Below are 12,876 nucleotides of genomic sequence, written 5' to 3' on the forward strand. Positions count from 1 at the left end.
AACAAAAATACAAAAAAAATCGGAAAGCCAATCTCCGAGTCGCGGCGAAAGGCAAAAAAAGTCCCCGCCGTCGTCGGCAGGGACTTTCCAGGATGTTGCAAACAGGCTTCGGGGCTCTTACTTATAGCTTATTATAAGCACTTTAGACGTTTCCCAGAAGCGCACGGGATCGGTAATGACCAATTTCTCGACGACCTTGTCGCCGGCTGTCACCAGCTGATACGAATCCTCGGGATGCGACGTGACGACCGAAGCCCTTTTCTGTCCGACGGGAATCTCCGACAGCAGGCGCGAATCGGCCGCCGTGAAACTGTCCAGATTGCCGGTCCTGCCCACCGTCAGCGTCCGGCCGATGAATCCCTGCTTGTTGATGATCTGTGCGTCGCGCAACTCCTTCTCGGGCCCCACGATGTAATAGACCGTGTTGAGCTGGTTCTGCAACTCGATCTTCTCGCCGCTGAGGTTCTCGACTTCGGCGCTGCGGACGGCCACTTCCTGAGAAAGGCTCTCGACTTCGACGCCCATTTGCGCCAGCCTTTCACGCAGCCGGTCCACCTCGGCCGACTTTTCCCCGAGCTGCGCGTTCATGTCGGCGATCATCTTTTCCAGGCTCTCGATACGCAGGTTGGACTTGCGCAGCAAGGCTGCCGAACGCTGCAACGAAGCGATTTTGTCTTTATTCTCCCGCAACAGTCGGTCGATGGCCGCGATGTCGTTGTTGATCTCCTCCACGGGGCGGCGTCCTCCCTCAGCCTCGCCGGCCACGGTGATGAGATTCTCGCGCGACTTGATCAGCGCGAGGTTCTCCGAAATGGCGTTGATGTCCGCGAACACGGCGTTGATGAGCGAATCCTTGGCGCTGACGACCGTCGCCAGCGAATCGCGCTGGCTCTCGGCCTCGACGACGACCTGCCGTCCGACGCACGACGCAAGGGCTGCTGCGGCGCCCAGCGCCGCGGCGAATACGATCTGTTTCATGCAGTTTTTCATAATTACGATCAGATTGAAATCCTGTTTGCCTGCACCGCAAATATAGATATAAAAACAGTATGTCGTTCAACTATTTCGCCGCCGGACGCAAAAAAATCCCGAAGCTGCGCCGTCGTGTAAAAAACAACGGGCCGCAACCTCCGGTTACGGCCCGTTTCGGGATCGAAACGCACAGCGCGATTACTTTGCGTTCTTCTTATCGTAGCGTTTTGCGTAGCGGCTCATAAACTTATCGACGCGACCTGCGGTGTCAACCAACTTCATCTTACCGGTGTAGAACGGGTGCGACGTGTTGGAAATTTCCATCTTATACACGGGATAGGTTTCGCCGTTCACTTCGATGGTCTCTTTTGTCGAAACGGCGGACCGACACAAAAACACGTGGTCGTTGGACATGTCCTTGAACGCCACCAAACGATAATTTTCCGGATGAATACCCTTTTTCATTTCGCTGTTTTTGTTTTAATGAATGATTTTGTCGCGGCAAAGGTAGAAAAAAATTGAGAATTAAAAATTAAAAATTAAAAATTATTTTTCAGGGAGCCCCAAAAACAAGGTTCACGGTAAAGAGTTTTTTTCCGACAGCACTGGGATTTGCTGATTTTTTTTTATCTTTGCGCCACGCAAGCGCCTCCGCAGGCGCAGGACCGGGCCCATAGCTCAGTCGGTCAGAGCAGCGGACTCATAATCCGAAGGTCGTGGGATCATGCCCCTCTGGGCCCACTGAAAAGGGGCTGTCTGAAATTGTCAGACAGCCCCTTTTTCCGTTATTTCCCGTCCGCCGAGCGGATCTCCGTGCGGCGTATCTTGCCGCTGATGGTCTTGGGCAGCGACTCCACGAACTCGATCACGCGCGGATATTTATAAGGTGCCGTGATGCGTTTCACATGGTCCTGCAACTCCTTGACGAGCGCCTCCCCGGCCTGCGCGCGGTATTTCTCCGCAAGGATGATCGTCGCCTTGACCACCTGCCCGCGAATCTCGTCGGGAACGCCCGTGATGGCGCACTCCACCACCGCAGGATGGGTCATCAGCGCACTTTCGACCTCGAAAGGCCCGATGCGGTAGCCCGAACTCTTGATCACGTCGTCGGCGCGTCCCACGAACCAGTAATATCCGTCCTCGTCGCGCCACGCCATGTCGCCCGTGTAGTAGATCCCGTCGTGCCACGCCTCGTGCGTCAGTTCCTCGTTGAGATAATACTCCTTGAAAAGCCCCAGCGGCTTGCCTCCGTCGGTGCGGATCACGATCTGCCCCTGCTCGCCGTCCTCGGCCGAACGGCCGTCGGAGGTCACGAGGTCGATCCTGTACTGGGGATTGGGCATGCCCATGCTTCCGGGCTTGGGTTCCATCCACGGAAAGGTCGCCAGCGTCAGCGTGGTTTCGGTCTGGCCGAAGCCCTCCATCAGACGGATGCCCATCAGACGCTGGAACGTGTCGTACACGGCGCCGTTCAGCGCCTCGCCGGCCGTCGTGCAGTACTCCAGCGACGAGAGGTCGTATTTCGTGAGGTCCTCGCGGATGAGGAAGCGGTAGATCGTCGGAGGCGCGCACAGCGACGTGATGCGGTACTGTTCGATCTTGTGCAGAATCTCCGCGGGCGTGAACTTCTCGTGGTCGTAAACGAAGATATTGGCCCCGGCCAGCCATTGCCCGTAGAGTTTGCCCCACGCGGCCTTGGCCCACCCCGTGTCGGCGATCGTCAGGTGCAGGCTCCCTTCGTGGAGGTTGTGCCACAGCAGGCCCGTGGTGATGTGACCCAGCGGATAGGTGAAATCGTGGGCCACCATCTTCGGCTCGCCCGTCGTTCCCGACGTGAAATACATCATCATGATGTCGTCGTTGGCGTTCGCCCGCTCCGGACGCACGAAGGGTTCAGCCCCGGCAATGCCCTCGTGAAAGTCGAGAAAGCCCGCGGGAACCTCGGGACCCACGCTTATCAGCACCTCCGCAGTGGGGCTTTCGGGCATGGCCGCCGCGATATGGTCGGTGATGACCGTCTCGCCCGCCGCCACGATCGCCTTGATCCGGGCCATGTTGCAGCGGTAAACGATGTCCTTCTTGGTCAGCAGGTGGGTCGCGGGAATCACCACCGCCCCCAGCTTGTGCAGCGCGAGGATCGAGAACCAGAATTCGTAGCGGCGTTTGAGAATCAGCATCACCGCGTCGCCCTTGCCGATGCCGAGGCTCCGGAACCACGAGGCCGTGCGGTCACTCTCGCGTTTGAGGTCGGCGAAAGTGAACTGAATCTCCTCGCCCTGGTCGTTGGTCCACAGCAGGGCCTTTTTGTCGGGCTGCTCCGCGGCATAGGCGTCAACAACGTCGTAGGCGAAATTGAAATTTTCGGGAACGCGGATATGCAGGTTCCTGCGGAAATCCTCCTGCGACGCAAAGGAGGTCTGCGTTAAAAATCGTTCTACCATAGCTTACATGATTATGGCCAGGAAACGGACCGTTTTTCCGTCGAGGGCTTTCATTCCGTGGGGCTGCGCCGAGTCGAAATAGAGGCTGTCGCCCGGTTCGAGCTCGAACTCCCGGCCGTTCAGGCTGATCAGCAGGCGCCCCTCCAGCACGTAGTTCATCTCCTGCCCGTCGTGGGAGTTCAGGTGCATCGGGGCGTCGGCCGGAGCCGGCTCCACCGTCACGATGAAGGGGTCGATCTTCCGGCCGCGGAATCCCGAGGCCAGCGCCTCGTAGCGGTACGCCTCGCGGCGCTCCACCGCCACGCCCTTTCCGGCGCGGGTGATGAAATAGGAGTTCATCCGGGGCTCCTCGCCGAACATCAGCACGTCGAGGCTGATCCCGTAATGGCGGGATATGGTTTGCAGCACGTTGACCGAAAAGTCGGTCCGCCCGCTCTCCATGGCCCGGTATTGTTCGAGGGTCAGACGGCAGCTTTCAGCCACCTCCTGCTCCGACAGTTCGAGCACTTCACGCAGCCCGCGCAGACGGGTTGCGATCGATTGAATAGGATCGTCACACATGGTCGTATCGTTTGTTTGGGTAAATCCGAGCCGCCCTAACCACAGCGGCAAGTCCGCGGTAAATATACTGAAAATTTTCAATATATACTTAGGTGCGGCGGCTGCCGGTCAAAAAAACGGTCCGAATTTTGGTTTTTCCGAATGGAATCGCTATATTTGCATCCGAAGAGAACGACAATGACGACTTTCAACCATATCCATCATCACCATCACCGCTTTACCGAGGGGTAGGTCGATCATGTATATGTGAAACAACGCAATTATATGAAGCTCACCCCCTGCGGGTGGGCTTTTTCATATGCCGGGCCGCAGGTGGGTGTCCGAAACGAAAACAATCAACACACACCGAATATGCTGAGAATAGCCATCCAGGCCAAGGGCCGACTGAACGAACAGAGTATCGAACTGCTTTCCGAAGCAGGCATCCGCGTTGCCGAGAGCAAACGCAAACTCATCTCCCGCGCCGAGGGATTCCCGCTGGAAGTCCTCTACCTGCGCGACGACGACATCCCGCAGGCCGTGGCCATGGGCGTCGCCGATGTGGGCATCGTGGGGCTGAACGAGGTCGCCGAGAAGGGCTTCACCGTCGAACAGGTCATGGACCTCGGGTTCGGGGGCTGCCGCATCTCGCTGGCCGTGCCCAAATCCACCCCCTACGAGGGTCCCGACTTCTTCCGCGGCAAGCGCGTCGCCACCTCCTACCCCAACATCCTCGCCCGCTACTTCGCCGAGCGCGGCATCGAGGCCGAGATCCACACCATCGAGGGTTCCGTGGAGATCGCCCCGGCCGTGGGCATGGCCGACGCCATCTTCGACATCGTTTCCTCGGGCGGCACGCTCATCTCGAACGGGCTCACGGAGGTCGAAAAGGTCTTCTTCTCCGAGGCGGTGCTCATCGCCTGCCCCGGGCTCGACAGCGACAAGCGCCGCGAGATGAAGCAGCTGACGTTCCGTTTCAACTCGATCCTCGACAGCCGCGGAATGAAATACGTGCTGATGAACCTCCCGAAGGAGCGGCTCGACGACGCCATCCGCATTCTCCCCGGCATGCGCAGCCCGACGGTGCTGCCGCTGGCGCAGGAGGGATGGTGCTCGATCCACGCCGTGATCGCCCAGGAGCAGCTCTGGGAGCGCATCGAACGTCTCAAAGAGATCGGAGCCGAAGGCATCCTGATCCTGGCCCTCGAAAACATGATCCGCTGAAAATCCGAACCCGATATGGAAATCCTCAACATCTACCCCAACCCCGAACGCTCCGAGTGGGCGGCCCTCACCGAACGCTGCACGCGCCGGGAGGAGGAGATCACCCGTCAGGTGGCCTCGATTCTCGACGAGGTGCGCACCGGCGGCGACCGGGCCCTGCGCGACATCACCCGCCGCATCGAGGGGCGCGACTGCAAAACGTTCGAAGTCCCCGCCGATGTCCGCCGCGCGGCCGCAGCGCTCATTCCCGAAGCGCTGAAGGAGGCCCTCGACACCGCCAAGGCCAATATCGAAGCCTTCCACCGCGCCCAGCTGCCCCCCGAGGTCAGCGTCGAACCGATGCCGGGCGTGCGGTGCGTCCAGCGCGCGCTGCCCATCCGCCGCGTGGGGCTCTACATCCCCGGCGGCAAAGCCCCGCTGTTCTCCACGGTGCTGATGCTGGCCGTTCCGGCCCGCGTCGCCGGATGCCCGGAGGTCGTGCTCTGCACCCCCGCGCGTCCCGACGGCACCATAGCCCCCGAAATCCTCTATGCCGCCGACCTCTGCGGCGTGGACCGCGTCTACGCCGTGGGCGGCGCGCAGGCCGTGGCGGCCCTGGCCTACGGCACCGAGAGCATCCCGCGCGTGGACAAGATCTTCGGTCCCGGCAACCGCTACGTCACCAAAGCCAAACAGTTGGTCGGCGCCAACGACGTGGCCGTCGATCTCCCGGCGGGCCCCTCGGAGGTGCTCGTGCTGGCCGACGACGAAGCGTCGCCCGACTTCGCCGCCGCCGACCTCCTCTCGCAGGCCGAACACGGAGGCGACAGCCAGGCGGTGCTGGTCTGCGCCTCGGAACGCTTTGCCCGCGACACCCGGCGCGCCGTCGAAGAGCAGTTGCAACAGCTTCAGCGCGGCGACACCATCCGCGAAGCGCTCCGCCAGAGCCGCATCGTGGTGCTCGACAGCCGCGAGAAGATGATCGCCTTCGCCAACGCCTACGCTCCCGAGCACCTGATCGTCTCGATGCGCGACGCTTGGGAGGCCGCGGCGCAGATCACCGCCGCCGGCAGCGTCTTCATCGGGCCGTGGTCGCCCGAGAGCGCCGGCGACTACGCCTCGGGCACCAACCACACGCTGCCCACGGGCGGCTGGGCGCGGGCTTACAGCGGCGTGAACACCGATTCGTTCCTGCGCAAGATCACCTATCAGGAACTCACCCGCGACGGGCTTTCGGCCCTCTCCCCGGCGATCGTCGCCATGGCCGAGGCCGAAGGGCTCGGGGCGCACGCCGCCGCAGTCCGCGTCCGTCTGAAAAAAGAGCGCCCATGAAGACCCTCGAACAACTCGTGCGCCCCAACATCCGGACGCTGAAACCCTACTCCACGGCCCGCGACGAATACGCCGGCGGGGAGATCACGACGTGGCTCGATGCCAACGAAAACCCCTACGAAAACGGCGTCAACCGCTACCCCGACCCGCACCAGAAGGAGCTGAAACGGCGCATCGCCGCGCTGAAAGGCGTGCGCGAAGAGCAGGTTTTCATCGGCAACGGCAGCGACGAGGCCATCGACCTCGCCTACCGCATCTTCTGCCGTCCGGGCACAGACAACGCCGTTTCGATCGCCCCGACCTACGGCATGTACCGCGTCGCCGCCGACATCAACGACATCGAGATGCGCGAGGTGCCCCTCGGCGAGGAGTTCTCGCTCCCGGTCGAAGCGCTGCTGGCCGCGGCCGACGAACGCACCAAACTGCTGTGGCTCTGTTCGCCGAACAACCCCACGGGCAACGCCTTCCCGGCGGCCGACATCGAACGGCTCATCCGCCGTTTCGACGGCATGGTCGTGCTCGACGAAGCCTACATCGACTTCGCCTCCGGACCGGGATTCCTCGCGCGGCTCGACGAGTTCGAGAACCTCATCGTCCTGCAAACCCTCTCCAAAGCGTGGGGCATGGCGGGACTGCGCCTCGGGCTGGCCTTCGCGTCGGCCCCCGTCGCAGAGCTCTTCGCCCGCGTGAAATATCCCTACAACATCAACTGCCTGGCGCAGGCCGCCGTCGCCGAACGGCTCTCGTTCGACATCGCAGGGCAGGTGGCGCAGCTCCGCGCCGAGCGCGACGCCATCGCCCGGGCCCTCGCGGCATGCCCCGCCATCGAACGGGTCTACCCCTCGGAGGCCAATTTCGTGCTGGTCCGCACCCCCGATCCCGACCGCCTTTACGACGCGCTGATCGCCGCCGGCGTCATCGTCCGCAACCGCTCGCGCATCCCGGGGTGCGAAGGGTGCCTGCGCATCACCGTCGGGACGCCCGAGGAGAATGTCCGGATGCTGGAAACCGTCAAAAATTTCACCCTATGAAAAAAGCCCTCTTCATCGACCGCGACGGCACCGTCATCGCCGAACCCGCGGACGAACAGATCGACAGTCTCGAAAAACTCGCGTTCGTGCCCGGAGCCATCTCCGCGCTGAAAGCCCTCACGGGCCTCGGGTTCGACCTCGTGCTGGCCACCAACCAGGACGGGCTGGGCACCGCGTCCTTTCCCGAGGAGACCTTCTGGCCGGCGCACGAAAAGATGCTCTCGACGCTGCGGGGCGAGGGCGTCGCGTTCGACGACCAGCTGATCGACCGCACTTTCCCGCACGACAACGCCCCCACGCGCAAGCCCGGAACCGGGATGTTCGGCCGCTACACGGGCGGCGAATACGACCTCGCGGCGAGTTACGTCATCGGCGACCGCGTGACCGACATCCTGCTGGCCCGCAACCTCGGAGCCCGGGGCATCCTGCTGGCGCCCGCCGCCGAGGGGCTCCGGATGCTCGACGAAGCCGGGGCCGCCGACGCCTGCGCGCTGGTCACCGACTCGTGGGCCGAGATCGCCGAGTTCATCCGCCGCGGCGAACGCCGGGTGGAGGTCCGGCGCGAGACCCGCGAGACGCAGATCACCGTCCGCCTCGACCTCGACGGCCGCGGCGACTTCAACGGCGAGATCTCCACGGGCCTGCGCTTCCTCGACCACATGCTCGCGCAGATCGCCCACCACGGCGGCGTGTCGCTGGCCGTGGATGCCCGGGGCGACCTCGACATCGACGAACACCACACGATGGAGGATGTGGCCATCACCCTGGGCGAGGCCATCGACCGCGCGCTGGGCACGAAGGCCGGAATCGCCCGCTACGGCTTCGCCCTGCCGATGGACGACTGCCGGGCGCTGGTGCTCCTCGACTTCGGGGGCCGCATCGACTTCGAGTGGGACGCCGAATTCCGCCGCGAGCGGGTCGGCGACGTTCCGACGGAGATGTTCCGCCACTTCTTCCACTCGCTCGCGTGCGCCGCACGGTGCAACCTCCAGATCTCGGCCCGCGGCGACAACGACCACCACAAGGCCGAAGCCATCTTCAAAGCCTTCGCCCGCGCCCTGCGCATGGCCGTCGGCCGGCAGGGCTTCGGATACGACATTCCCAGCAGCAAAGGAGTCCTATGATAGCGGTAGTCGATTACGATACGGGCAACCTGCGGTCGGTTGCCGACGCCCTGCACCGCGCCGGGGCCGAATTCATCCTCACGGCCGACCCCGCGCTGCTGCGCCGCGCCGACCGGGTGATCCTGCCGGGGGTCGGGGAGGCTTCGTCCGCGATGGCGAAACTCCGCGAACGGGGTCTCGACACCGTGATCCCCACGCTCACGCAGCCCGTGCTGGGCATCTGCATCGGCATGCAGCTGATGTGCCTGTCGAGCGAGGAGGGCGACGCCCGCTGCATGGGCATCTTCCCGACGCGGGTCCGGCGGCTTCCGACGCTCACCGCCGCGGGCGAGCGGCTCAAAGTCCCCCACGTGGGCTGGGACACGATCTCGGAGCTCCGCACCCCGCTGTTCGACGGCATGGCCGAAAACACCTATGTATATTACGTCCACTCCTTCGCGGCGGAACCGTGTGCAGCGACCGTCGCCACGACCCGCTACGGAGTTCCGTTCAGCGCGGCGCTCGGCCGCGGCAACTTCTTCGGCACGCAGTTCCACCCCGAAAAGAGCGGGCGGGCGGGCGCGCTGATCTTACAGAATTTCCTAAACCTCTGACACCATGATCGAAATCATACCGGCAACGGACATCATCGACGGCCAGTGCGTGCGCCTGACGCAGGGCGACTACGCCAGCCGGAAAACCTACTACCGCGACCCGCTCGAAGCGGCCCTGCGCTTCGAGGAGGCGGGCATCCGCCGCCTGCACATGGTCGATCTCGACGGCGCCAAAGCCTCCGAACCCCGCAACCTCGCGGTGCTGGAGCGCGTGGCGACGCGGACGGGGCTCGAAGTGCAGTACGGCGGCGGCATCAAGAGCCGCGAGGCGCTGCGCAGCGTCTTCGACGCCGGGGCCGGCCGTGCCATCTGCGGCAGCCTCGCCGTCCGCGAACCCGAACGCTTCGCCGAATGGCTCACGGAGTTCGGGCCCGAACGGCTGATCCTCGGGGCCGACATCCGCGACGGCTCGGTGGCCATCCAAGGCTGGCTGGAAAGTTCGGCGCTCACGGCTCCCGAACTGATCGGGCGCTTCCTTCCGCAGGGACTTGCGCAGGTCATCTGCACCGACATTTCGCGCGACGGCATGCTGTGCGGCCCCTCGGCGGCCTTCTACGCCGAGTTGCAAAGCCGCTTCCCGGCCGTGGAGATCACCGTCAGCGGCGGCATCTCAGGCATGGACGACATCGGGGAGCTCGACCGGCAGGGCCTGCGAAGCGTCATCGTCGGCAAAGCCCTCTACGAAGGGCGCATCACCCTCAAAGAACTCGAACGATGCTTGCGAAACGCATAATCCCCTGCCTCGACATCCGCGACGGCCAGACCGTCAAGGGGATCAACTTCGTGGGGCTCAAACAGGTCGGCGACCCCGTGGAACTCGGCGCGAAATACGCCGCCGAGGGGGCCGACGAACTGGTCTACCTCGACATCAGCGCCTCGGAGGAGGGCCGCCGAACCTTCACCGAGCTGGTTTCGCGCATCGCCGCACGCATCGACATCCCCTTCACCGTCGGGGGCGGCATCTCGTCGGTCGATGACGCCGGGCGGCTCCTCGACGCCGGGGCCGACAAGGTCACGCTCAACAGCGCCGCCGTAGCCGATCCCGCGCTGATCGACGCCATCGCGGCCAAATACGGTTCGCAGTTCGTCGTGGCGGCGATCGACGCCCGGACGGTCGGGGGCCGCTGGGTCGTAACGACCCACGGCGGCAAACGCCCCACCGACCGCGAACTCTTCGCCTGGGCCCGCGAGGCCGCCGACCGCGGTGCGGGCGAGATCCTCTTCACCTCGATGGACCACGACGGCACGAAGAACGGCTATCCGTGCGACACCTTCGCGCGGCTGGCCGAACTGCCCGTCCCGATCATCGCCTCGGGCGGCGCCGGCACGGTGGACCACATCGCCGACGTGCTGACCCTCGGCCGCGCCGACGCGGCATTGGCCGCCAGTATCTTCCACTACAACGAAATTCCGATCCCCGTGCTGAAACGGGCCTTGAACGAACGCAACATAAACGTCAGATTATAAAACCGCTATGAAAATCGAAGCAAAACCGTTCTCGGCGCTCGACGCCGCGAAACTCCCCGGCGGACTCGTTCCCGCCGTCATCCAGGACGCCCGGACCCTGCAAGTGCTCATGCTGGGCTACATGAACGAAGAGGCTTACAACAAGAGCCTCGCCGAAGGACGCGTCACCTTTTACAGCCGCTCGCGCCAGTGCCTCTGGACCAAGGGCGAAACCAGCGGCAACTGGCTCGACATCGTATCCGTCGCCGCCGACTGCGACAACGACACGCTGCTCGTGCGCGTCATCCCCCACGGCCCGACCTGCCACACGGGTTCGAAAACCTGCTTCGGGGAGGCCGTTCCCGAGACCGAGGGCTTCATCCGCTACCTGCAAAGCGTCATTCAGGGGCGCCACGCCGAGATGCCCGAAGGTTCCTACACCTCGAAGCTCTTCAACCGGGGCGTGAACAAGATCGCGCAGAAGGTCGGCGAAGAGGCCGTGGAAACCGTCATCGAGGCCGTGGCCCAAAACCGCGAGGCGATGATCTACGAGGCTTCGGACCTCATCTACCACCTGCTCGTGTTACTCGAAGCCACGGGTTGTTCGATCGCCGATCTCGAAAAGGAGCTGGCACGCCGCCACTCCTGATCCCCGACCGGTCCGGAAATCCGGACCGCAGAGCGCAACGCCGCAGCGTGCTTTTTCAGCACGCTGCGGCGCTTTTTTCGACCCGATCCGATATTTTTTCGTCATTTCAGGCTACAAACCCCGCAAAAAAAGTTACATTTGTGAAACAGACCCCGAAAAAAGCGAAAACCAAACTTACCCGGTTAAGATAAACGATAACCCCAAAAACTGCCTAAACCTACACCTTATGAAACGAAACTCATTCCGAAATCTGCTCCGCACGCTGGCCGGATCAGGGATCATCGCGGCCTGCCTCTGCTCGTGCGGGCCCCGTCACAACACCCTCACCGAAGCCGAAATCGCCGACGGCTGGCAACTGCTCTTCGACGGCAAGACGCTCGACCAATGGAAAGACTTCAACGGCGATTCGCTCACGCAGCCGTGGCATGTCGTGGACGGCTGCATTCAGGCCGCGGGCGACGGCAGCGACCTTTCGGGATACATCGTCACCAAAAAACAGTATGAAAACTTCATTCTCGACTGGGACTGGAAACTCTCCCCGGGCGGCAACAGCGGCATGCTCTACCATGTGGTCGAGAACCCCTATTTCGCGGTTCCCTACGTCACCGGACCCGAATATCAGCTGATCGACAACGACGGCTGGGAGGCGCAGAACGCCCCGACGAAACTCGAACCGTGGCAACGGCTGGGCGTGGACTACGCCATGCACCTCCCGAACCCCGATTCGCTCGTCGTCAATCCGCAGGGCGAGTGGAACACGTCGCGCATCGTCTGCGACAACGGCCACGTCGAGCATTGGCTCAACGGCCGCAAAATCCTCGAATTCGACGCCTGGACCGACGACTGGTTCGCCCGCAAGAACAGCGGCAAATGGGAGACGGCTCCCGAATACGGCCTAGCGCAGCGAGGCGTCATCTGTCTGCAAGACCACGGCTACCCCGCCTCGTTCCGCAACCTGAAGATCAAGGAGCTGCCGCGCAAGGCCGGCCGGGAGGTCGAACTTTTCAACGGCAGGGACCTCACGGGCTGGGAGGCTTACGGCACCGAGAAATGGTACGTGGACAAAGAGGGCAACCTCGTCTGCGAGAGCGGCCCCGACAAGCAGTACGGCTACCTCGCCACGCGGGAGTATTACGACGATTTCGACCTCACGGTGGAGTTCAAACAGCTGGCGAACGGCAATTCGGGCGTCTTCTTCCGTTCGTTCGTCGAGCCGCCCGTGAAGGTCCACGGCTGGCAGTGCGAGGTGGCTCCCAAGGGGCACGACACGGCGGGCATCTACGAATCCTACGGCCGCGGATGGCTGGTGCAGATTCCCGACGAGAAGGAGTCGGTGCTCAAGGAGGGCGAGTGGAACACGCTGCGCCTGCGGGTGCAGGGCGACCGCGTGCAAACGTGGCTCAACGGCGAGGCGATGGCCGACATCACCGATGCGAAGATCGGCGCCGCACAGGGACGCATCGCCCTGCAAATCCACGACGGCGGAGGCATCAAAGTCCTCTGGCGCAACCTCCGGCTCACGACCTTATAAATCCAAAACAACCT

General features: G+C 63.1%; 13 protein-coding genes and 1 tRNA gene. 10 read left to right on the top strand and 4 right to left on the bottom strand.

The window, feature by feature from the left end; translation table 11 throughout:
- Window positions 1-117: 117 nt before the first annotated feature.
- Complete coding sequence (locus NQ519_RS03760) at window positions 118-978, bottom strand: Cbp1 family collagen-binding glycoprotein adhesin (RefSeq protein ID WP_026076266.1); 861 nt, start codon at window positions 976-978, stop codon at window positions 118-120.
- A 192-nt stretch (window positions 979-1,170) separates the two neighbouring features.
- The gene (locus NQ519_RS03765; RefSeq protein WP_019149403.1) at window positions 1,171-1,437 is read right to left on the bottom strand and encodes a type B 50S ribosomal protein L31; all 267 of its coding nucleotides are present in this window, start codon (window positions 1,435-1,437) and stop codon (window positions 1,171-1,173) included.
- Between the two features lie 202 nt (window positions 1,438-1,639).
- Here NQ519_RS03765 and NQ519_RS03770 point away from each other — a divergent pair.
- Window positions 1,640-1,713, top strand: a tRNA-Ile gene (locus NQ519_RS03770).
- Window positions 1,714-1,757: 44 nt separating this feature from the next.
- Here the strand turns inward: NQ519_RS03770 and NQ519_RS03775 are convergent.
- A complete protein-coding gene (locus NQ519_RS03775; protein WP_019149402.1) occupies window positions 1,758-3,413 on the bottom strand; it encodes an AMP-binding protein in 1,656 nt (551 codons plus the stop codon).
- Between the two features lie 3 nt (window positions 3,414-3,416).
- Window positions 3,417-3,974 carry a helix-turn-helix domain-containing protein gene (locus NQ519_RS03780; protein WP_019149401.1) on the bottom strand — a complete coding sequence of 186 codons (558 nt, stop codon included), beginning with the start codon at window positions 3,972-3,974 and terminating at the stop codon, window positions 3,417-3,419.
- Between the two features lie 351 nt (window positions 3,975-4,325).
- On the opposite strand from NQ519_RS03780, the gene hisG reads away from it, so the two are divergent.
- The 9 genes from hisG to NQ519_RS03825 all read left to right on the top strand — a co-directional run bounded on the left by hisG (window position 4,326) and on the right by NQ519_RS03825 (window position 12,862).
- Window positions 4,326-5,177 (top strand): ATP phosphoribosyltransferase, encoded by an 852-nt coding sequence (hisG, locus tag NQ519_RS03785; protein ID WP_026076265.1) that lies wholly within the window; start codon window positions 4,326-4,328, stop codon window positions 5,175-5,177.
- Between the two features lie 15 nt (window positions 5,178-5,192).
- Window positions 5,193-6,488 (top strand): histidinol dehydrogenase, encoded by a 1,296-nt coding sequence (gene hisD / locus NQ519_RS03790; RefSeq protein ID WP_019149399.1) that lies wholly within the window; start codon window positions 5,193-5,195, stop codon window positions 6,486-6,488.
- Window positions 6,485-7,519, top strand: a complete 1,035-nt coding sequence (gene hisC, locus NQ519_RS03795) for a histidinol-phosphate transaminase (protein WP_019149398.1) — start codon at window positions 6,485-6,487, stop codon at window positions 7,517-7,519. The genes hisD and hisC overlap by 4 nt, the downstream gene beginning before the upstream one ends.
- Complete coding sequence (gene hisB / locus NQ519_RS03800) at window positions 7,516-8,643, top strand: bifunctional histidinol-phosphatase/imidazoleglycerol-phosphate dehydratase HisB (RefSeq protein ID WP_019149397.1); 1,128 nt, start codon at window positions 7,516-7,518, stop codon at window positions 8,641-8,643. Before hisC ends, hisB begins: the two co-directional genes overlap by 4 nt.
- A complete protein-coding gene (gene hisH, locus NQ519_RS03805) occupies window positions 8,640-9,236 on the top strand; it encodes an imidazole glycerol phosphate synthase subunit HisH (RefSeq protein ID WP_019149396.1) in 597 nt (198 codons plus the stop codon). Before hisB ends, hisH begins: the two co-directional genes overlap by 4 nt.
- Before the next feature lie 4 nt (window positions 9,237-9,240).
- Window positions 9,241-9,969 (top strand): 1-(5-phosphoribosyl)-5-[(5-phosphoribosylamino)methylideneamino]imidazole-4-carboxamide isomerase, encoded by a 729-nt coding sequence (hisA, locus tag NQ519_RS03810; RefSeq protein WP_019149395.1) that lies wholly within the window; start codon window positions 9,241-9,243, stop codon window positions 9,967-9,969.
- On the top strand, window positions 9,951-10,703 hold the full coding sequence (gene hisF / locus NQ519_RS03815; protein WP_019149394.1) for an imidazole glycerol phosphate synthase subunit HisF: 753 nt from the start codon (window positions 9,951-9,953) through the stop codon (window positions 10,701-10,703). Before hisA ends, hisF begins: the two co-directional genes overlap by 19 nt.
- A 7-nt stretch (window positions 10,704-10,710) precedes the next feature.
- Window positions 10,711-11,331 carry a bifunctional phosphoribosyl-AMP cyclohydrolase/phosphoribosyl-ATP diphosphatase HisIE gene (gene hisIE / locus NQ519_RS03820; RefSeq protein ID WP_019149393.1) on the top strand — a complete coding sequence of 207 codons (621 nt, stop codon included), beginning with the start codon at window positions 10,711-10,713 and terminating at the stop codon, window positions 11,329-11,331.
- Window positions 11,332-11,557: 226 nt separating this feature from the next.
- Window positions 11,558-12,862: a 3-keto-disaccharide hydrolase gene (locus tag NQ519_RS03825; protein WP_019149392.1), complete on the top strand. Its 1,305-nt coding sequence runs from the start codon at window positions 11,558-11,560 to the stop codon at window positions 12,860-12,862.
- The last annotated feature ends 14 nt before the right edge of the window (window positions 12,863-12,876 follow it).

The organism is Alistipes senegalensis JC50 (assembly GCF_025145645.1).
Taxonomy (GTDB): Bacteria; Bacteroidota; Bacteroidia; order Bacteroidales; family Rikenellaceae; genus Alistipes; species Alistipes senegalensis.

Coding starts and splice junctions, on each gene's coding strand:
- hisB (WP_019149397.1), top strand. CDS start 7,516: ATGAAAAAAGCCCTCTTCATCGACCGCGACGGCACCGTCATCGCCGAA.
- NQ519_RS03780 (WP_019149401.1), bottom strand. CDS start 3,974: ATGTGTGACGATCCTATTCAATCGATCGCAACCCGTCTGCGCGGGCTG.
- NQ519_RS03765 (WP_019149403.1), bottom strand. CDS start 1,437: ATGAAAAAGGGTATTCATCCGGAAAATTATCGTTTGGTGGCGTTCAAG.
- hisF (WP_019149394.1), top strand. CDS start 9,951: ATGCTTGCGAAACGCATAATCCCCTGCCTCGACATCCGCGACGGCCAG.
- hisG (WP_026076265.1), top strand. CDS start 4,326: ATGCTGAGAATAGCCATCCAGGCCAAGGGCCGACTGAACGAACAGAGT.
- hisD (WP_019149399.1), top strand. CDS start 5,193: ATGGAAATCCTCAACATCTACCCCAACCCCGAACGCTCCGAGTGGGCG.
- NQ519_RS03825 (WP_019149392.1), top strand. CDS start 11,558: ATGAAACGAAACTCATTCCGAAATCTGCTCCGCACGCTGGCCGGATCA.
- hisH (WP_019149396.1), top strand. CDS start 8,640: ATGATAGCGGTAGTCGATTACGATACGGGCAACCTGCGGTCGGTTGCC.
- NQ519_RS03775 (WP_019149402.1), bottom strand. CDS start 3,413: ATGGTAGAACGATTTTTAACGCAGACCTCCTTTGCGTCGCAGGAGGAT.
- NQ519_RS03760 (WP_026076266.1), bottom strand. CDS start 978: ATGAAACAGATCGTATTCGCCGCGGCGCTGGGCGCCGCAGCAGCCCTT.
- hisA (WP_019149395.1), top strand. CDS start 9,241: ATGATCGAAATCATACCGGCAACGGACATCATCGACGGCCAGTGCGTG.
- hisC (WP_019149398.1), top strand. CDS start 6,485: ATGAAGACCCTCGAACAACTCGTGCGCCCCAACATCCGGACGCTGAAA.
- hisIE (WP_019149393.1), top strand. CDS start 10,711: ATGAAAATCGAAGCAAAACCGTTCTCGGCGCTCGACGCCGCGAAACTC.